At 45.3% G+C, this 21,254-nt stretch carries 10 protein-coding genes and 1 pseudogene; 5 read left to right on the forward strand and 6 right to left on the reverse strand.

Annotation, left to right across the window (positions count from 1 at the left end):
• The 4 genes and pseudogenes from BV372_RS26965 to rpsT form a co-directional block, all read right to left on the reverse strand.
• Positions 1–5,643 (reverse strand): annotated as a pseudogene (locus BV372_RS26965) (DNA-directed RNA polymerase subunit beta''); the annotation flags it as partial.
• 231 nt (positions 5,644–5,874) lie between these two features.
• On the reverse strand, positions 5,875–9,174 hold the full coding sequence (gene rpoB / locus BV372_RS26975; protein ID WP_086689561.1) for a DNA-directed RNA polymerase subunit beta: 3,300 nt from the start codon (positions 9,172–9,174) through the stop codon (positions 5,875–5,877).
• A 799-nt stretch (positions 9,175–9,973) separates the two neighbouring features.
• The gene (locus tag BV372_RS26980) at positions 9,974–10,759 is read right to left on the reverse strand and encodes a TatD family hydrolase (RefSeq protein WP_086689562.1); all 786 of its coding nucleotides are present in this window, start codon (positions 10,757–10,759) and stop codon (positions 9,974–9,976) included.
• Between the two features lie 61 nt (positions 10,760–10,820).
• Positions 10,821–11,117, reverse strand: coding sequence for a 30S ribosomal protein S20 (gene rpsT, locus BV372_RS26985; protein ID WP_179198250.1), 297 nt, complete (start codon positions 11,115–11,117; stop codon positions 10,821–10,823).
• A gap of 953 nt (positions 11,118–12,070) precedes the next feature.
• On the opposite strand from rpsT, the gene hisD reads away from it, so the two are divergent.
• From hisD to BV372_RS27000, 3 genes are all read left to right on the forward strand, one after another.
• Positions 12,071–13,372 carry a histidinol dehydrogenase gene (gene hisD / locus BV372_RS26990; protein ID WP_086689564.1) on the forward strand — a complete coding sequence of 434 codons (1,302 nt, stop codon included), beginning with the start codon at positions 12,071–12,073 and terminating at the stop codon, positions 13,370–13,372.
• Positions 13,373–13,554: 182 nt separating this feature from the next.
• A complete protein-coding gene (locus tag BV372_RS26995; RefSeq protein ID WP_086689565.1) occupies positions 13,555–13,980 on the forward strand; it encodes a universal stress protein in 426 nt (141 codons plus the stop codon).
• Positions 13,981–14,151: 171 nt separating this feature from the next.
• Positions 14,152–15,486 (forward strand): HlyD family efflux transporter periplasmic adaptor subunit, encoded by a 1,335-nt coding sequence (locus BV372_RS27000; RefSeq protein ID WP_086689566.1) that lies wholly within the window; start codon positions 14,152–14,154, stop codon positions 15,484–15,486.
• Between the two features lie 67 nt (positions 15,487–15,553).
• Here BV372_RS27000 and BV372_RS27005 read toward each other — a convergent pair whose 3' ends face one another.
• Entirely contained in the window at positions 15,554–15,937 is a 384-nt protein-coding gene (locus BV372_RS27005) for a hypothetical protein (protein ID WP_086689567.1), read from the reverse strand.
• A gap of 468 nt (positions 15,938–16,405) precedes the next feature.
• On the opposite strand from BV372_RS27005, the gene hslO reads away from it, so the two are divergent.
• Complete coding sequence (gene hslO, locus BV372_RS27010; protein ID WP_086689568.1) at positions 16,406–17,311, forward strand: Hsp33 family molecular chaperone HslO; 906 nt, start codon at positions 16,406–16,408, stop codon at positions 17,309–17,311.
• 153 nt (positions 17,312–17,464) lie between these two features.
• On the forward strand, positions 17,465–19,522 hold the full coding sequence (locus tag BV372_RS27015) for a chromosome segregation ATPase (protein WP_086689569.1): 2,058 nt from the start codon (positions 17,465–17,467) through the stop codon (positions 19,520–19,522).
• A 43-nt stretch (positions 19,523–19,565) separates the two neighbouring features.
• Here the strand turns inward: BV372_RS27015 and crtD are convergent, their stop codons facing one another.
• Complete coding sequence (crtD, locus tag BV372_RS27020) at positions 19,566–21,098, reverse strand: C-3',4' desaturase CrtD (protein ID WP_086689570.1); 1,533 nt, start codon at positions 21,096–21,098, stop codon at positions 19,566–19,568.
• Between the last annotated feature and the right edge of the window lie 156 nt (positions 21,099–21,254).

The raw sequence follows: 21,254 nt of genomic DNA on the forward strand, positions 1-21,254 counted from the left end.
TCGTCCGATAATCACGTTTTCTTTTAATCCCCGCAACCAGTCAGATTTGCCTTCAATGGCGGCTTCAGTTAATACCCTGGTGGTTTCTTGGAAGGAGGCAGCAGAAATAAAGCTATCTGTGTTCAAAGATGCTTTAGTTATCCCTAACAATACGGGGGTATACTGTGCCCGCGCACCGCCAGTAATTGCCATTGCTTCATTCACCTGCTCAACTTGGCGCAATTCGACCAATTCCCCAGGAAGCATGGTGGTGTCTCCACCATCATCAATCCGGACTTTATTGGTCATCTGGCGAACAATCACTTCTATGTGTTTGTCAGCAATATCAATACCTTGGGACTGATACACTAACTGCACTTCGTTCACGAGAAATGTTTGCACTTTCTGTAAAGCATGGCTAGCACAAGCATAGACTCCATCTTCAGAACCCAGGCTGAAGAAGATTTCCAAAATTTCATGTGGGTTGGAAGGGCCATCAGTCAGGGGTTGTCCCGCTATTACATGAGACCCATCTGTCATCACTAAATTTTGTCCTGGGCCTAGGGGATAATCTGTGACTACTCCATTGGGTTCTACTACTTTAATTGCGATCGCTTCATCGCCATCGCCGTAAACTACCTTCAATTCGCCAGTACGACGACATAAGATACAAGCTTCTTTGGGTTTCCGGGCTTCTAGTAGTTCCTCAATCCGGGGCAAACCTTGAATAATGTCCCCAGTTTTGGCACGTTCAAATACCAGCAATACCAAATTATCACCACGCTGTACCAAATCACCATCCTCTATCTGCAACACAGCACCAGGGCTGACTCGATAGGGACGACCAACGCGCAGAGAAACCGAGTATTTTTGAGTACTGAGAGCTGATTCCCCATTCCCAGCCGCAGCTGCACTATTCTTGACATTGATGACTTGCCCAGATTCGGGAGCAAAGACTCCAGGGGCGATTTCTGCGCCTTCGACTAGCAAGTCTCCCACTTTTACATTGGGTTGGACATTAGTATTGATTGTAATTTTGTCAACACTGTCGCGTAACACCAAACAGCGGCGGACATTTTCTGCGCCTTTTTGCACACCCCGGACTGTACCCCCTTCTTTACACAAGATTTGGGTACGGGCGACTACTGCACCAGGGGCGATGCTTTGCCCATCATGTACTTCCAGCGAGGTTTGGGTACTACCTTGGGTAGCGTCGGCAGCGATATCTCGACGAATTACCAAGGATTCCAAAATCACCAACTGCAAGCGTTGAACATCTGGGTCTTCGGTATCGGGTACTAATTCAATATCAGCAGCTAGGGGAGAAGCGTTATGGTCATGTTCGCCTTCCTGCTCGATTTCCAATACTAGTTGGGTACGTAGCAGTTCTACACCTTCCACAGACTTGACACGTTCGGAATCTTTGTAAGGTAGTCTTTGTACTGCTCGTAACTGAATTGAACGCCCAGTTTGTTGGCTTACAGATGTAGTAGAAGGCACATCTGGATTGCTGGGGACAGCAAACTCCACTACTGGACGGCTCAATAGTGCTGGACCTTCTGGTGACTCCACATACTGGATATAGCGTAATTCGGTGGCAACTGTGCCTTGGAATTCTTCACCTGGCTGAATAAAGGTGTTGTCTCGGCCGATGACTGCTTCGGGATCGTCTACCATCAGCAGTTCACCTGGCTTAATCACTACTTCCCGTAGGATGTCGTTTTTCTGGGTGACTTCCACCACACCGCTATTTTGGCAAAAGATATCCTTAACTACTTCGGTACCGGCTTCAACAAACTGTCCGTCTTCGACTAATAGCAAGGAGATGTCTTTATTGACTTCGTGGCTTTCTTCGGGAATCCACAGCAAGGTGCCTCCCTGTACCACTTCATAACCTAGTTTGGCTTTACCTTTTTTCTGGACTTCTACGCCGGCAAATTTCAGGAAGCCCCCAGTGGTGGTGCGATAGCGGTCATCAATTAATTCAGCTACAACTTGACCATTTTGTACTTTTGTGCCTGGGGTGGCTCTGAGGTTAAAAACCTGGTTGTTACCAGTGGAGACTAGGTAGTTATTACGACCTTGAGAGCTTTGAACGGTGACTGTGGCTTGGTCTAAGACCACAGAAGCAGTGATAATCTCGATTTCTCTGGTACTCTTGCCGGGAGTAGCTTCTGGCAAACGGACTGCACCACCGTGTAAAGTAGTTAATTTGGTTTCTGCCAATACACCATTTGAGGCGATCGCATCTCCAGTTTTGACAACTAATTCTGCACCAGGAGGTAAGTTGTAAACTTCCCCAGACAAAATCCAAATCAAACCACCCCTTGCGGCTGTGGTTGTGGTATTACCTTGGCGGTCTGTTTTTTGTTCGGGAACAACTTCGGCAAACTGTACTTCCCCAGCCAAGTCTGTAGCTACATCTTTCACCGCTTTTTCGGTGTTAGCACGAGTTGTCCGTCCACCGAGGGCAACTTCTGCCAGCAACTGACCCTGTTTTACTTGGTGTCCGTCGAAGACATATAGTGTCGAACCTTGCGTTAGATGCACTTCTTGGTGAGGTGGAATATCAGTTCCTTCTTTTTTTGGTTCCAGATGCAGGATACCATTGGCCTCAACATACAGAGCCTCTTCACCGTGCCGAGTGCGATATGGTCTGACTTTTAGTTTCCGAGGAATCTTAACAGTACCATCGATTTTTGAGCGTACTTGCTGTGCTACTTCCCCAGTAAACACACCACCAGTGTGGAATGTCCGCATGGTTAGCTGGGTTCCGGGTTCCCCGATACTTTGAGCGGCAATAATCCCAACGGCTTCGCCTAAGTCCACCATCTTGGCATGGGCTAAACTCCAGCCGTAACAGTGTTGGCAAACTGAACGTGCCGCTTCACAAGTCAAGGGCGATCGCGTGAAGACTTCACTCACGCCAGATTTTTGAATTTTTGCGGCCAATTCATCTGAAACTGGGGTATTACGTGGGGCTATCACTTCTTTTGTAGTGGGGTGCACTACATCTTCAGCTATTACCCGTCCATGTAAGCGTGTAGCTAGAGGAATTTTAGTTTTTCCACCTTCTACCATTGCCCGTATGGGAATACCTCTGGTAGTACCACAATCAAATTCCCGGATAATCACATCCTGGGATACATCTACCAGACGACGGGTGAGATAACCAGAGTCAGCCGTCCGCAAGGCAGTATCTACTAAGCCTTTCCGGGCACCGTAAGACGAAATAATGTATTCTGTGACGGTGAGTCCTTCACGGAAGTTGGTTTTGATCGGTAAGTCAATAATTTCCCCTTGGGGGTCTGCCATCAATCCCCGCATCCCCACCAACTGCCGTACTTGGGAGATGTTACCCCGTGCGCCGGAGAATGCCATCATATATACGGAGTTGAGAGGATTGGTTTTTTTAAAGTGAACGACTACTTCGTCTTTTAAAGCTTCACTGGTACCGTTCCAGGTATCAATTACTTTTTGGAAGCGTTCGACTTCTGTGATTTCCCCCCGTTGGTAACGAGCCTCGGTAGCGCGAATTTCTTCTTCGGCTGCTTCCAGGAGCGCTCGCTTGGAAGGTGGCACCATCAAATCATCTACACTGATGGACACCCCAGCTTTGGTGGCATAGCGAAATCCCAAGTCTTTCAATTTGTCCGCCATAACTGCGGTACGCGCTGTCCCGTAATTTACAAAGGACCAGGAAATTAAATTTCTCAATTGGCCTTTATCAACTACGCGATTGCGAAAAATCGTGTTTTCATTAGTCATGAGTGATTCATCCCCAAGTTAGCTTGCCAGTGCTTCCTGAATTGCCTTGTTGTAAATAACGCGACCTGGTGTGGTGCGGACATACTGAGACAGCAAATTCCCCTTAGCGTCTTCTCTGACTCGGCGGTATTTATAGAGCAAAGTCCGGCTGCCATCGTTGTTTTCGGTAACTTCTAGCGGTTCTGTATCTGGCCCGTCTGATTCTACTTCCCCGTCAAACCGCACATAGATATAGGCGTGCAAGTCAATTTGCTCTTGCTGGAAAGCCATAATTACATCTTCGAGAGAAGCAAAATACCGTCCCGCCCCTTTGGTAGCATCGGGATTTTCTGCGGTTAAGTAATATGCCCCCAACACCATGTCTTGGCTGGGTGTAATAATTGGTTTTCCAGTAGCTGGCGACAATATATTGTTAGAAGCCAGCATCAACAACCGCGCTTCTGCCTGACTTTCTAAAGACAGGGGAACGTGTACCGCCATTTGGTCGCCGTCAAAGTCAGCGTTAAATGCTGGACATACTAATGGATGGAGTTGAATTGCTCTACCTTCCACTAAAATTGGCTCAAATGCCTGAATACCTAAACGGTGCAGTGTTGGTGCCCGGTTGAGCAGTACTGGGTGTCCTTCAATCACTTCTTCCAGTACATCCCACACACTGGGATCGTTGCGTGATATGAGTTTTTTCGCGGCTTTGATGTTGTTGACCATACCGCTGCGAATCAAGCGATTGATCACAAAGGGTTGAAATAGCTCAATTGCCATTTCTCTAGGTAAACCGCACTGGTGGATATTTAGTTTTGGTCCGACTACAATTACGGAACGACCAGAGTAGTCAACCCGTTTACCCAACAAGTTTTGCCGGAAGCGTCCTTGCTTACCCTCAATAATGTCGGACAAGGATTTCAAAGGACGGTTATTTGCTCCTACGACAGTGCGACCCCGGCGACCATTGTCAATCAAAGCGTCTACTGCCTCTTGCAACATCCGCTTTTCGTTCCGCACAATAATTTCTGGTGCCAAAATTTCTTGTAGGCGTGCCAGACGATTATTTCGGTTAATTACCCGTCGATATAAATCATTCAAATCACTGGTTGCAAACCGACCGCCATCAAGTTGCACCATTGGACGTAAGTCAGGGGGGATCACAGGAATGACTGCCATCACCATCCACTCTGGTTTAGAACCTGTGGCGATAAAGTTGTCAATTACCCGCAACCGTTTAATTAACTTTGCCCGCTTTTGTCCTTTGGCATTGCCAATTTCTTCGCGTAGGCTTTCAGCTTCTTGTTCTAAATTAATATCGGCGAGCAAGTGTAACAGGGCCTCAGCACCAATTCCTACCTCTACACCCTGTAGCTGGGAATCTTCACTATAAATTTGGTCTTCAATTTCCAGCCACTGGTCTTCACTGAGTAACTGTTTGTAGGATAAGGTTTCGGCGTTACCTGGGCTAAGAACAACATAAGAGTTGAAATAGACGATTTGCTCCACATCCCGCAAGGGCATATCTAGCAGAATGGAAATATAGCTAGGAATACCCTTGAGATACCAGACGTGTGCCACTGGGGCGGCGAGTTTAATATATCCCATGCGGTGCCGCCGCACCCGTGACTCGGTGACTTCTACACCACAGCGTTCGCAGACTATACCTCTGTGACGCACTCTTTTATATTTGCCGCAATGACATTCCCAATCTTTTGCCGGACCAAAGATGCGTTCGCAGAATAAACCGTCCATCTCTGGCTTGAGAGTACGGTAATTAATTGTCTCTGGCTTGGTAACTTCACCGACAACCTGACCGTTAGGCAAAGTGCGTTCGCCCCATTGTCGAATGCGTTCTGGTGATGCCAAGCCGATTTTAACGTAGTCAAACTGATTAGTTTGGGCGTTTCTCATACTTAAGTACTGAGTTCTGAGTTATGAGTATATTTAGTTTTTAGGTTGAAATTTGGCATCGGGCATTGGGCAGCCAGTCGCGTGGGCGGGTTTCCCGACTTGAGGAGCCACTGCGTTGCGGGGGTTCCCCCCGTTGAAGCAAGTGGCGTCGAACTGGCGTCATTAGGCATCGGGCATTAGGCATTAATATTTATGCCGTTCCCCTATTACCCATGCCCTATTACCTAATGTTTACTCGTCATCTTCCAGTGATTCACGGGAAAGAGATTCATAGGTGGGTCGAGGCGGTGTGCGACGGGCTGATTGGTCTGCCATCAAATCGACTTCCACATCTAAGGAGCTGCCATCTGCTTGGGTTTCTACTTTGTGGACGGCAATATCTAACCCTAAGGATTGCAGTTCTCGCATCAACACTTTAAAGGACTCTGGTGTTCCAGGCCTGGGGATTGCCTTACCTTTAACAATGGCGTTGAGGGCTTCATTGCGTCCCTGCATATCGTCAGATTTAACTGTCAACAATTCCTGCAAGGTGTAAGCTGCACCAAAGGCTTCCAATGCCCACACTTCCATTTCTCCAAAGCGCTGACCACCTTGTTGCGCTTTACCACCCAAGGGTTGCTGGGTAACGAGAGAGTAGGGTCCTGTTGAACGGGCGTGGATTTTGTCATCCACCAAATGCACTAGCTTCAACATGTAAGCTACGCCTACGGTTATAGGACGGTCAAAGGGTTCGCCTGTGCGACCATCAAACACCATGATTTTGCCAGGATCATCGGGGTTGTATACCCAATTTCTGCCGGTTTCATCTCGTGCTTCTTGCAATTTGCCATGTACAATGCGGCGGGATGATTCTTCCCCATACATTTCATCAAAAGGAGTAATCTTAAACCGCACGCCCAAGTTCTGACCTGCCCATCCCAACAGACACTCAAATACCTGTCCAACATTCATCCGGCTAGGTACACCCAAGGGATTGAGGACAATATCTACTGGTGAACCATCGGGCAAGTAAGGCATGTCTTCCAAGGGCAAGATGCGGGAAATAATCCCCTTATTGCCGTGCCGTCCTGCCATTTTGTCGCCGACTTGGATTTTCCGTTTCTGGGCTACATACACCCGGACTACCATGTTGGCTCCTGGTGGTAGTTCATCCCCTTGTTCACGGGTAAATAGACGTACGTCAACGACGCGCCCTTTTTCACCGTTGGGAACTCGCAGGGAGTTATCACGTACATCCCGCGCTTTTTCCCCGAAAATCGCCCGGAGCAGTTTTTCTTCAGGAGGTTGATCGGATTCACCTTTAGGTGTAACTTTTCCGACTAAGATATCACCAGCTTCTACCCATGCCCCAATGCGAATGATTCCCTGTTCATCAAGTTGGCGCAGAGCATCTTCCCCAACGTTGGGAATTTCTCGCGTAATTTCTTCAGGACCGAGTTTTGTCTGCCTAGCCTCAATTTCATATTTTTCAATGTGAATTGAAGTGTAGACATCATCCTGCACCAATCTTTCAGAAATCAAAATTGCGTCTTCGTAGTTGTAGCCTTCCCAAGGCATATAAGCAACGACGATATTTTGACCAAGGGCCAATTCTCCACCTTCTGTGGAGGAGCCATCAGCTAACACCTGACCAGCAACAACTCGCTCACCTATACGCACGAGGGGCTTTTGGTTGAGGCAGGTATCTTGGTTGGAGCGCTGATATTTGGAAAGGGTGTACTTAATTTCTGAATTTGAGTTCTTGACTCGGACACGTATTTCTGTGGCATCGACATAAACCACATCGCCATCGGTGCGGGATACGATTACCATCCCGGAATCCCTTGCACCTTGGGCTTCTAAGCCTGTTCCCACTAACGGACGCTCTGGTTTGAGCAGGGGTACTGCTTGCCGTTGCATGTTGGAACCCATCAGTGCCCGGTTAGCGTCGTCATGCTCCAAGAAGGGAATCATGCTTGTAGCAACAGATACAATCTGTACTGGAGATACAGCTACGTAGTCCACTTGCTCTGGGGTGGTGGTGGAGAATTCCTGGCGATAGCGCACTGGCACTTGAGGGCCAATGATCAGGCCATTTTCATCAATGGGGATATCCCCGGGAGCGACTCGTAAGTCGTCTTCTTCATCGGCGGTCATGTACGCTGGCGGCAGGTCAAACCTCACCCGGGCATTTTCTACTGGTCTAAATGGTGTTTCCAAAAAGCCGTATTGGTTTACCCGCGCATGAGTTGCTAAGGAGCCAATCAAACCAGCGTTGGGTCCTTCAGGAGTTTCAATGGGGCAAATCCGTCCGTAGTGACTGGGATGAATATCCCGTACAGCAAACCCAGCCCGTTCTCTGGTTAAACCACCAGGACCAAGAGCAGAGAGGCGGCGTTTGTGTGTCAGTTCTGCTAGAGGATTGGTTTGATCCATGAACTGACTTAATTGGCTAGAGCCAAAGAATTCTTTAATTGCGGCTACCAGTGGTTTGGGATTGACTAGGGAAGCTGGGGTGAGAACTTCCGCGTCAGATACAGTCATCCGTTCCCTAATAATTCTTTCTAGGCGGTTTAAGCCTACCCGCACTTGGTTTTGCAGTAGTTCACCGACACTTCGCACTCGGCGATTTCCTAAGTGATCAATGTCGTCAATATTACCAATGTCATATTCCAAGTTAATTAGGTAGTCTACTGCTGCCAAGATATCCCCTGGAGTCAAGACGCGCATGGTGTCGGGAACAGACAGCCGCAATTTTTTGTTGAGCTTGTACCGCCCCACACGACCTAAATCGTAACGTTTGGGATCGAAGAATCGAGAGTCTAATAGTTGTTGTCCACCCAATACTGTGGGTGGTTCACCAGGACGCAATTTGCGATATAACTCCATCAGGGCTTCTTCTTCCGAAAATTGCCCTTCTTTTTCGATGGTTTTTTGGAAATACTCAGGGTGACGTAAAGCGTCAAAAATTTCGTTATCTGATAAACCCAAAGCTTTTAATAGTACTTGGGCTGAGAGTTTACGGGTTTTATCAATCCGTACCCACACCAAATCGTTACGGTCTGTTTCAAATTTCAGCCACGCCCCTCGGTTAGGAATTAAGCTAGCTGAATAAGTGCGTCGTCCGTTTTTATCAATTTCCGATTTGTAATAAACTCCAGGCGATCGCACAATTTGGTTGACGATTACCCGTTCGGCTCCGTTAATAATAAAGGTGCCACGATCGGTCATCAAAGGCAGATCGCCAATAAAGACTTCTTGTTCTTTGATATCCCCAGTTTCTTTGTTGAGTAGCCGTGTGGGGACATACATTTGTACGGCATAGGTACTATCCCGCCGTTTGGCTTCTTCGACACTGTACTTCGGTTCTTTGAGTTTGTAGTTTTGACCTAAAAAGTGCAGCTCTAGTTTGCCAGTGTAGTCTGTGATCGGACTAAAGGAGTTAAGTTCTTCTATTAGCCCTTCTTCTAAAAACCAACGGAAGCTTGAACGCTGGATTTCAATCAAGTCGGGCAACAGAAAGGCGGGTTCCATATATGTTTCGTTCGTCATGCCTCTACCTTTGTCAACCTGGTTAAACTTACCATTGGACACTGCTTTTTAACGTTTCCCACCGCTAGCCAGTGTCCGTAGCTGTTTGGGAACTTCTCCTTACGACCACCTGGGATTTACAGGTGTGGGCAAACGCAGAAATTGAAGCGGGAAAGTGCTATCTTGACAAGGGGGAAAACACCCTTCATGGAGTGACAATTATAACTAATAACCAGCTACTAGATTGATTTCTCAAAAGCAGATGGCTGAGATAGTCTGAAATTAAATTTGCTTTCGTCACTTCCCCTCCCAAAACCGCGTTAATTAGCCTCCGCAGCTTTATACTGTTGTGTCGTCAATACCCCTCTATATTTAAATTCACGGTGATATCCTAAAACTAAGGAACCGATCGGCTTGTAACCGACTCTGATTTAGTATGGGTTTATCTTGCTGGGTTATACTCACAAGGCAATTACGTTTAACAGTTTTCTATAGGGTAAATACGGAAAAGGGAATCTTCTGAAAGATTGTAGATCAACGCCAGATTATCAGGCTTTGCGATCGTCGAATAACATCCGCTTGTAGAGAGAGGAGGATGGTCAACCCCTGCGGAGAAGGAGCGTAGACACCCAGAGGGTGAGTTCTTTCAGAATTGGAATGGTCAAGTTGGTAACAGCCCAAAATTAAGCTTAGGAGTTCTAATTTCCTTCCTTTATCATTATGGCGCAAGCAAAATGTTTTGGAGGAAATAATTTTAGCATATTCTTGTCCTCCTAAGGTTTTATTTTTTTACACACCCAGACACAGTTACTGAGAAACTCTATAGTACAAGACCAAATAATTCACAAGCATTCTGGGTGGTTTGGTTTGCGATCGCCTCCACAGATTCCCCACGCAGATGAGCTAGGTACTCTGCTACATAACGGACGTAGGCTGGTTCATTTCTACCTACGCCTCGTTTAGGAACGGGAGCCAGAAAAGGACAGTCTGTTTCAATTAGCAGGCGATCGCTCCTCACCATAGTGGCTGTAGATTGGATCTGCTTGGCGTTTTTGAAGGTAACTGTCCCACTAAAACTAATGTAGAAGCCCAAGTCAATAACCCATTGCGCTTCTTCTGGTGTTCCCCCCCAACAATGCATCACACCCCGAACACTGTCTCCTTTTTGTTCCCGCCATTTTTGCAACACATCTCTTACTTGAGGTGCGGCATCACGGCAGTGGATAATCACAGGTAAGTTGAGTTCACTGGCAATTGCTAGTTGCGCCTCAAATACCATGCGTTGTTGCTCGTAGTTATCTGCTTTGTGCAAATCCAGCCCCATTTCTCCCATCGCTACTACTTTTGAGTCAGAACGAGCTAAATTTAAAATTTCATCGCCTGTCTGGCTATTCCATTGCTTAGCATCTAGAGGATGTAAGCCTACGGCAAAGCTGAGTTCGGGAAACTCGTGCGCTATGGCTTGGATACTGGAAAATTCTGATGGCTCTACACAGGAATGTACTAAACGTACTACACCTGCTTCTTGCCATCGCAATCGCACTGCTGCTAAATCTGGCTGGAAAACGTCAAAATTGATGTGAACGTGGGTGTCAATTAGCTGCATCTTGGTTAAAAGTCATTAATCATTGTCATTAGTACAAGACTAATGACTGAATGATTTTGGACTACTGTGCTGTTTGTGTAAGTGGTTTGATTTTATGAGCCAATCTTGACTTTTTCCTTGCCCCGTTGTTGGGGTGAAGCACACCTCGCTTTACGGCTTTGTCGATTTTGCTGTAAGCCTCAGCTAATCGCTCCTGTACTTGTTGATTTAACTCGGGAGTGGGATTAGCTGAATAGACTTGTACTGCATTCAGGTATTTCTTCATCAGCGTCTTGACAGCTGATTTGTATGCTTTATTACGCAGTCGATTGCGTTCTGCGATTTGGGCGCGCTTAAGAGAGGACTTTGTATTCGCCACAGTCAGTTCCAAAAAGACTATTAATATGTACACACACTACTAGATTTACTAATATAGCATCCATATTGCCAATGTTAAGATTTCCGAAAAAATATCATTGTCTTAATTTTCTTGATATCTAGCCGCAGGTCGGGAAAAAATGGCAACGACACTGAGTGACAAGCTGGTTAATCTCTCCAGTTGCAGTCGCAGCGCCAACTCTCGTTGTATCCTGATTTACCTCTGTAGTCTTCACAGTTACATACTATTGTCGCTGTGCAAAATTGAAGAACCAATTCGCTTGCGCTGAGAAACATAGGCTCCTTGTTGCAACTGATTCATAATTTCGCTGGGCATTGCCTACCCTGAAATTACGATTTTTGAGCTTTGACTTTCAAAGGAGCGGTAGTAGGTGTGCTGTCGATCTGAGAAATGCGTTAATATAAGTTACTTCAATATAACTATTCTAGCTCACCATTTGTATGGGTTGGAAGTAAGGCTGACAATGTAGTCTGTCTTCCACATCAGAATATATTGTTGGAGGGAAAAACTGTAAAATAACTGAAGTTCAAGGCTTAAATTGAGAGAAACGACTGATCGAGTTTCTATACATTTTTAGCTACTAAAATTAGGAAAAGTAAGTAAAAATTATACTCAGACCCTAACTCCTTTCCAATTCAGGGTGAGTCAATGTACAAACACATTATATCCATTCTGGCAAGTGATTAATGGATGGGGTAAAAGGGTGGTAGGAATTGGCACGCCTACTCCTTGCTGCAAGCCAAGACTTGGCTTGTCAGACTGAGCAATGAAGTCGCCTACTCAAGCAACCCAGATGTAAGAACCCTGGAAGTATCAAAAAAATCCAGGTTAAGCTAGAGAAGAGAATTAGAGTAAGCTTGGTACCTCCTTTGGGAAAAAGCAAGACTAATTCTCAGGCGGGAACATTCTAATTTTGGCATTGTCCTTACTCCATGCTGCGAATTATTACTCAGCAGGCAGACGTTAGAGCAGAACTACAACGTATCTGCGATCGCACCCATGACGAACAGGTGCTTCACAAAGAGGCGACGGTGCGAGAAGTGTTACAAGCAGTGAAGCGCCAAGGTAACAAAGCTGTGTTGCATTATACAGCCGAATTTGATAACCAAACCCTCAAGCCAGAAGAACTGCGTGTTACAGGTTTAGAACTGGATGCGGCTTACCAACAAGTGTCCAAGGAGTTGCTGGTGGCAATTCGGCTGGCTTGCCAACAAATTGAAGCGTTTCATAATCAGCGAGTCCCTAAAAGCTGGGTGCACTTTGGCGATAACGATGTAGTGCTGGGCAAACGCTACACTCCAGTGGATCGTGCAGGCTTGTATGTGCCTGGTGGTCGTGTTGTCTATCCCAGTACAGTACTGATGAATGCAATTCCAGCAAAAGTAGCTGGTGTACCTCGGGTGGTAATGGTAACACCGCCAGGAGTAGGAAAAGCAATTCATCCGGTTGTGTTGGTAGCTGCCCAAGAAGCCGGAATACAGGAAATTTATCGCGTTGGGGGCGCTCAGGCGATCGCGGCTTTAGCCTATGGTACAGAAACGATTCCGAAAGTGAATGTGATTGCTGGTCCAGGCAATATTTATGTCACCTTGGCAAAAAAATTGGTCTACGGCAACGTTGGCATTGATTGTTTGGCAGGACCAAGTGAGGTGCTAATTATTGCTGATGAAACCGCAAATCCCGTACATGTTGCCGCTGACTTATTGGCACCAGCCGAACACGACCCGATGGCGGCAGCGATTTTGCTGACTACGGATGCTGCTTTGGCTAAAAACGTACAAGTAGCCGTGGAAAGACAATTAGTAGATCATCCACGGCGGATAGACACGGAAAAAGCGATCGCTCATTATGGTTTGATTGTGATTGTGGAATCCCTAGAAGCAGCAGCAGAACTCTCGAATGAGTTTGCCCCCCAGCATCTGGAATTAGAAATTCAAGACCCTTGGGAACTACTGCCGAAAATTCGCCATGCAGGAGCAATCTTTTTGGGTGACTCAACACCAGAAGCGGTAGGGCACTATTTGGCAGGACCTAATCACACCTTGCCAACTTCTGGTGCTGCCCGCTACGCTTCAGCATTGGGTGTGGAAACTTTCCTCAAACACTCCAGTATTATCCAATACTCGCAAACTGCACTCGAAAAGGTGGCTGGTACAATTGACATACTAGCAGCAGTAGAGGGTCTACCCTCCCATGCCGATTCAGTAAGACGCCGAATTCAGCGTGAAGAGTGATTGAGAATGTTAAATTTTTGCTTATACTTTTGGTAAAAGTCAACTCAGTGCCTGCAAACTAGAATTTTGGGGAATTGAGTACTATATAAACTCGGTTTACATCTGGAAAATTATTGGTGTAGTTACCAATAAACTTCACCAGGTATTTATTTAAGAGGTCTACTCTTGAGGAGACGGGAGCGGTGCTAAAAACTATTTTGGTAGCTCTGGACGGTTCGGAAATTGCAGAACGAGTAATTCAGAGTTTAAACGAGTTTGTTTTATCAGAAGACACCAAAGTTATTCTTTGCCATGTGTTTTCTACACCAGAGTCAGAGATGGAACTGCCCGCTGATCGGCCTCATTCAGAGTCACCAACATTTTCTTTTTTCCAAATTGAAAAACAGCTGCAATCATACCAAGAAAATTTATCAGTTAAAAGCGAATTAGAACTAGTAACTGGCGATCCGGCTGACGAGATTATTCGCCTTGCCAATATTTACAAGGCTGATTTGATCGTCATTGGCAGTCGTGGGTTAACTGGGATGAAGCGAATTGTCCAAGGTTCTGTTAGTAGCCAAGTGGTAGAAGAGGCTGCTTGTTCAGTGTTAGTGGTAAAGCCAAATTAGAATTAAGTAAAGGCAAATTTTGCAGAGTTAGAGTTAACAGTTGAGCAAGTATTAACCACCAAAGGTTAGAGTTAAATTCAGGCAGCCTAAGTTAACCCAGTGATATTTCCATTGGCTCTACTTGGTTATTTATGTGTAAATTGATATACTGCCTATTTAATCCTCGCGCTCATGCATAGCGAACCCAGTCCAGACTTAATTCGCCCAATCAGTAGTGACCAATTTCTACCGCCAATTAGCCTTTGGACAATATTAGGGGGTTTCTTTCTCATCGGGACTATGAGTGCAGCAGTTATCTTAGCTGCGCTGACTCGATATAATGTCACCGTTAAAGCATTAGCTACAGTCCGCCCTGCTGGGGATGTACGGTTAGTACAAGCAACTAGTGAGGGAATCGTCAAAAGTATTGTAGTGAAAGAAAATCAGGTGGTGAGTCAGGGAGATGCGATCGCTTACATTGACTCTTCTCAACTTGAGACTAAAAAAAGCCAAATTATTCACACTATTCGGCAGAATAATTTACAGGTATTACAAATCGCTGCCCAAATCAAGGCTTTACAAACACAAATCACTGCTGAATCCAATTCCATGCAAAGGGCGATCGCCTCTGCTCAAGCTGACTTAAGTCGCAACCAACGAGATTATCAAGACCAAAAGATTACTACTCAGACACAAGTGCAAGAAGCAGAAGCCTCTTTGGAATTGGCTAGGGAGGAAATGAAACGATATCAACAGTTGGGAAATACAGGCGCGATCGCAACTCTACAAATTAAGGAAAAAGAACAGACTTTTAAAGCGGCAATGGCTAGACTAGAACGCGCCAAAGCTGGACTTAACCCTAGTAATGCAACAGTGGCGATCGCAACTGAACGTATTGCCCAAGAAAAAGCTAAGGGTGAATCTACCTTCGCAATTTTGAAGAAAGAAAAAGAAGAATTAATTCGCCGTCAACTTGAAATTCAAAACCAAATTAATACTGCTCAAACAGAATTTAAACAAGTCTCAACAGAACTGCAAAAAACTATTATTCGAGCCTCAGACACAGGTACTATTCTGAAACTAGAAATCAGAAATGCTGGACAGGTTGTCAGATCTGGTGATGCGATCGCTCAAATCTCCCCAAATCAAGCGCCTTTATTGATTAAAGCCCGTGTAGCTGCTGCTGATATTAGTAAAGTACGCATCTGCAAAGCCACCCCGGTAAGTCAATGTACACAGGGTAAAGTTATTATGCAGTTCTCAGCTTATCCTTACCCAGATTATGGCACACTCAATGGTGCTGTTAGAGCCATAACTGCTGATGCAATTACACCGCAAGTTCACAATAATCTTCTAGATCAGCCTTACTATGAGGTAACAATTCAACCTGATAGGCTGTATCTGATCAAAGGTAATCAATCCTATGCCATTCAAGCAGGTATGGAAGTTACAGCCGACATTGTTGTTCAAGAAGAAACAGTATTGACATTTATATTAAGAAAAGCAAGGTTACTAACAGATTTGTAGATTAACTGAGAAGGATGATAAGTTTGGACTCAGGGCTTTAGTCCTTAACTATTAAGCACTCAAATGATTACTTCTGAGTCGCCAAAAACTGACGCAAACTCAACAAACTTAGAGTTTGCCCCAAATTCAAGGGTAGTATTGATACCCCTTCTAAGCGGGATTGCACCCAACCTTCTCCCCAATACCATTCGTGAAATCCATCAATTCCTCCACTCAGTAAAAAGCGGAGGCAATTAGGTTTGGCGACGTTTACTTGATGATGAATCGCGACTGGCCCAGTCCAAGTAGTAAACTGAAAACCTGAGTGTAGTTCTTCTGGCATTCCGGGGGCAAAACGTTGCCCTAACAGCCATTTTTGTAATTGCACAGGACGCAGCAGACTGTCGTGAATTGCACTTGCTGATGCTTCGATTTCTATTCGCAGTTGGCTTTGTTGAAAAGTACCCAGCATTTTTGGAGGATTGCACTCAACCCAAACAAGTTGTTATTTTTAGTATGGCAAATACCGTAGTAAAAAGCAGAAAACAATTGTTTAATATTTGCTTTTATATCTTGAATAATTAATTTTATAATTTATTGGTTAATCGAGAAAGATGTATTCACCTATAAAATATCAACATTGACAAACATGAGCTTGCTTGCAAGAGTCATTGTTTGCTTATCACTATGATATTAGCAAATAATTATATAAACTTTCGATAAATTATCTTTAGTAAAATTCAAATTACTGGTTTTTTCATATAAACCAGTAATGTAGAATTGCCAAATTGCAAATGAGAAACAATACTGTTTTCCCAACTAAGTAGCAAATGATATGTTTAAGTTAAGTTGATTTATACTAAGTTATACTAAATAGTACTTTGATTCCCGTGCCTCACAGCAGGGACGTTTAGTAAGATACTATTTGGTAAGGTTTTTCATGGCGGATCAATTAATTCGCGCCACGGCAGCTGAAGGTGGGATTCGAGCCGTAGGTGTTATCACTACGCGCCTCACGGACGAAGCAAAACAGCGTCATAAGCTATCCTATGTGGCGACAGCAGCACTGGGTCGGACTATGGCAGCCGGCTTGTTGCTAGCTTCTAGTATGAAGCGAACTGGGTCTAGGGTAAACCTCCGAGTCAAGGGTGACGGACCCTTGAGTGGCATTTTGGTAGATGCTGGGCTAGATGGTACGGTACGCGGCTATGTAGGCAACCCATTTATAGAATTACCACCCAATGCTAAAGGAAAGCTAGATGTTGGTGGTGCAGTGGGTAAAGGCTTCCTCTACGTTGTGCGTGATATTGGTTATGGCTACCCTTACTCTAGTACCGTAGAACTTGTTTCTGGTGAAATCGGTGATGATGTGGCTCATTACCTAGTAAATTCTGAGCAAACACCTTCAGCTATGGTTTTAGGTGTATTTGTTGGAGCAGGCGGGGTAACTGCTGCTGGTGGCTTGTTAGTGCAAGTGTTACCCAAAGCAGCCAGAGATGAAGCTTTAGTAGCAACCTTGGAATCACGGGTAGCAGGCTTGGCAGGATTTACGCCATTGCTGCAAGCAGGTAAGACTTTGCCAGAAATATTCACAGACCTGCTAGGAGATATGGGCCTAACAATCTTTCCCGAAAGCCAAATTCTGCGCTTCCACTGTGGTTGCTCCTTTGACCGGATGTTAGGGGCATTAAAAATTTTGGGAGAAGCCGAACTACAAGATATGATCGTTAAAGATGATGGCGCTGAGGCAACTTGCGACTTTTGCGGCCGAGTTTACCAGGCAAGCAGCGATCAGTTGGCTCAGTTAATTGTCGATTTGCAGACGGAATCTTCGGCTTCAGGTTAAGGTATAAAAGCGCACTGATTGTTGAAATTGTTAATGGTATCTGTGGAGAGAGATAATAAAAAAGGTAGCTTTTTAATAATGAGAAAGTTACTATGGCAACAATGGAATTATCGATCTACAACAGATCGCTATTCAATTATTTTGGTGTGAGAGATGACAGAGCGGGATATTACAGACAGTTGGTCCCGAGGCAGATCCAGAGATCCGGATGAAATCAAGAGATTATCCGAAACAGAACAATTCGGTGAAACTAATTTATTCGGTATTCCAGCTACTGGTTCTAACTCTAAGTCAGTGAAGCGGCAAACAGACAATAATTCCGAAGGCTTTCCTTTAAATAATCAGTCAGAAAAAACTGTTTCACCCAATTATATTTTCAGTAAATTGCCCCGCTGGATGCAAAATTGGGTGTTGTGGTTAGTATTATTAACCCTAATTCCTGGTGGAATAGGATTCCTGGCTATGGCAATGTTATTCAAGTTGCCAGCAGCTCCCAACTGCCCAAAAATTTTCTGGCCTTTAGCTAGTGAATCGGTACGGCTACACTGTGCTCAGTTAGCAGCTTCTAAACAAACTGTAACTGATTTACTACAAGCTATCGGGCTAGTAAAGCAACTGCCAAAAAATCATCCCTTGCGGGGAGAAGCAGATCGTTTTATAGAACGGTGGTCGCAGGATATTTTGCAACTAGCCGATCAAAGTTTTCAAGCAGGAAACTTAGATGAGGCGATCGCAACTGCTCGTAAGATACCTGACGATTTAGCTGCGTATAAATTGGTAGAAGAAAAAATTACCAAATGGCAGTCGATCTGGTCAAAAGGCGAAGAGATTTACCAGCAAGCGGAAGCCGAATTGCGGGAAAGGCACTGGCAATCAGCTTTTATGCTGTCTGCTAAATTGCTGCGTCTGGACAATAAATACTGGGCAAGTACTAAGTACGATCAATTAAATCAGCTAATTGCCACAGCCAGGGAAGATGGTGAAAAGTTAGCCAAAGCTGAGAGTTTAGCTAAGAGTGGCGTCGCAGATAAGATACTTGAAGCCATCAAAATCGCTGAATCAATTAGTCAGGTTAGTTACGTTTATCAGAAAGCTCAAGAGTCAATTCCGACATTTGGACGTAAGATGTTGGATTTGGCACAGACGAACTTGGATAAGCGGGATGCAGATACAGCGCTAGATATTGTCAGACAAATACCCGAAAATACCGGACTGCAAACGGAAGTTGAAGACTTTATCAGCTTAGCTGAAGCCCAAAGAAGTGCCTGGCTCGGGAATATTTCCGGTTTAGAGACAGCAATTTCCCAGGCCCAACAAATCGCTCCTACTAGGGCTGTGTATAACAAAGCACAACAATTGATTGCGCGATGGCAGTTGGAAATTGAAGATGTTGCCCGCCTAGAAAAAGCACGAACCCTAGCTAGCCAAGGAACAGTTAGCGATTTAACAGCAGCGATCGCCCAAGCGCAGCTCATCCCTAATAGTAACCCCCGCGCTACAGAAGCCAGACAAGAGGCGGGACGCTGGCAAACCCAAGTTGAGACAATCCAAGACCGACCTTTCTTGGAGCGTGCCGATCAAATAGCATTGCTAGAAGATGTTAACTCTTTGCAAGCTGCAATCTCCGAGGCTAGCCAAATCCGTAATGGTCGTGCATTGTATCCAGAAGCACGCAGAAAAATCCGCAATTGGATAGCGAAGATTCAGCGAATTCAAGATCAGCCTTACTTAGATCAAGCAAGAGACTTAGCCCAGAGTGGAAATCTACCTGCTGCTATTAGCGCTGCTGAACAAATTGCCTCATCGGGACGGGCACTTTCGGGTGAAGCACAAGAGGCTATAGATGATTGGCGAGGGCAAATCCGCGCCAGAGAAAGCTGGCAGAAAGCGCGGGATACAGCACTAGCTGGTACGCCACAAGCCTTGGTGGATGCAATACAATTAGCTCAACAGGTTCCCAGGCGTAATATTTTACGTATGGATGCCAATATAGCCATTGACCAATGGAGTCAACAGTTGCTAGATATTGCCCGATCTCAGGGACAGTCTGATATTTATAAGGGTATTGAGACTGCTAAATTGGTTCCCAGAGGTAGTTCGGCTTACAGTGCGGCACAAGAGCAAATTAGAACTTGGCGGCAATTTCTTAATCCTGAACCTCAACCAGTGCCTGAACAATCGCAGCCGTCACCGACTATTACTGGATTGTAATCTGGGATTTTCTAGATAAGGGATTGGGGCAAGGGAGAAATAACTAATAACTCTTGCCTATTGCCTGATTACTGGCTATTTGCCTAACCACAGTCAACGCTGAGTAACTCACCCCAGCGGTCCCTTCACCTGGGTGAGTAGAGTCACCAACTAACCAAAGATGGTTGATAGGTGTACGATTGGCAAAACCAAAGGGGCCAAAGGTAGGTATGCGTTGACCAATGCCACCGACTATACCGCGATCGCGTGCTGTGTAATGAGCAAAAGTTCGGGGTGTGGCTGCTTCTTGATGCACTATCGTTTCTGGTTTGAGATAGAAGTATTGCCCTAAACGCGCGATCGCTTCTTCTGTATACTTTTGTTTGAGTTCTTCATAATTCTCAGTCCGCCACCACTTCAGTGGATCTACAAAAGAAGAAGCAATAATTGTCGCTTTCCCATCTGGTGCGCGGCCATCTCCGGAATGACTGACAGAGACAAATAGCGAATTATTTTCCCCAATTGGCCCATCGGCATCGTGTAAAAATTGCAGGTGGGGAGGACATTCAGGCGGAATAGCGCTGGCGTCTACACCTAAATACACAACAAACGCGCCGGATGCTGGGGGCAATTTTTCCACGCGCTGTTTATAGCCAAATGGAGCCTGTTCGCCCAATAGTTGTACTAGGTTTTGTACAGTAACATTAGCAACTATGTGGTCAGCTGTTTCTGTCCAGACTTCACCGCTTTGCTGATTGCGAATCGTTACAGATGTGGCTTGATTATTTTCTACTGTAATTTTTTCGACAGTGTGGCGCAGTAATAATTTGCCACCATCTCTTTCTAAGGATTCTACTAGGCGATCGCTTAGTATCTGCATACTACCTTGGAGGTGAAATAAACCTTGGGGTAGCTGAGATACGCTTAATGCAGTTGCAGCATACAGTAAGGCTGTCTCCTCTGCATTGACTTGGGAATACAGCTTCAGTTGTAAATCTAAAAAAGTTCGCAAACGGCGATCGTTACTTAGTCCATATAGACGTAGCGCATCACCTACGGTAAACAAGGTAAAGGGGACAGTAATTAATGTACTCGGACGTACTGCCTGAGTTAGCTGCCATAAGTCCCATAAATTGCGTGGGGGTAGCACCGGATCGCGTCCTTGAAATTCCCAACTAGCTTGAAACAAAGTCGCCAGCAATTGCCAAAACCGTTCGCTACCTGGAAATTGTCGTTGACGTTCTTCCCGCCATTTTTCTGGGTCGCGCCAGACGTTGATTGGGGATAATTCACCAGGTAGGTACACTGCACAAGCCGGATCGCATGGTGTCGCTTCGGGAATATCTATTTCTAATTCTGAGAATATCCGGTGATGGATTCCTCCTGGTTCCAACCCAGCGACTTGAGTTGCTCCCACATCAAAGGTAAATCCTTTGCGTTTAAATGTAGAGGCACAACCTCCAGGCACGAGGGCTTGATCTACAATTAAGACGCTGTAACCTCGATGAGCTAATAATGCTCCAGCAGTCAATCCACCAATTCCCGCACCAATGACGATGACACGGGATGCTTTTTTGTCAAGCGAAGACCTGGACATTGATATTGGTTTTTATAATTCTTAATATTACTATTCATAATTTTACAACGCTGTTGAACTGAATAATTTGCTCCTCAAACAGTTAATTCGTAAAGAAAGTCAGTACTAAAAAAATATATGTGATCGTTTCTACAGAGGATAAGCAAATTCTCAGCA

The organism is Nostoc sp. T09 (assembly GCF_002154695.1).
Classification (GTDB): domain Bacteria; phylum Cyanobacteriota; class Cyanobacteriia; order Cyanobacteriales; family Nostocaceae; genus Aulosira.

Bases quoted from the DNA above. Each gene is read 5' to 3' on its own strand.
- rpoB (WP_086689561.1), bottom strand. From the start codon at position 9,174: ATGACGAACGAAACATATATGGAACCCGCCTTTCTGTTGCCCGACTTG.
- BV372_RS26980 (WP_086689562.1), bottom strand. From the start codon at position 10,759: ATGCAGCTAATTGACACCCACGTTCACATCAATTTTGACGTTTTCCAG.
- hisD (WP_086689564.1), top strand. From the start codon at position 12,071: ATGCTGCGAATTATTACTCAGCAGGCAGACGTTAGAGCAGAACTACAA.
- BV372_RS27000 (WP_086689566.1), top strand. From the start codon at position 14,152: ATGCATAGCGAACCCAGTCCAGACTTAATTCGCCCAATCAGTAGTGAC.
- BV372_RS27005 (WP_086689567.1), bottom strand. From the start codon at position 15,937: ATGCTGGGTACTTTTCAACAAAGCCAACTGCGAATAGAAATCGAAGCA.
- hslO (WP_086689568.1), top strand. From the start codon at position 16,406: ATGGCGGATCAATTAATTCGCGCCACGGCAGCTGAAGGTGGGATTCGA.
- BV372_RS27015 (WP_086689569.1), top strand. From the start codon at position 17,465: ATGACAGAGCGGGATATTACAGACAGTTGGTCCCGAGGCAGATCCAGA.
- crtD (WP_086689570.1), bottom strand. From the start codon at position 21,098: ATGTCCAGGTCTTCGCTTGACAAAAAAGCATCCCGTGTCATCGTCATT.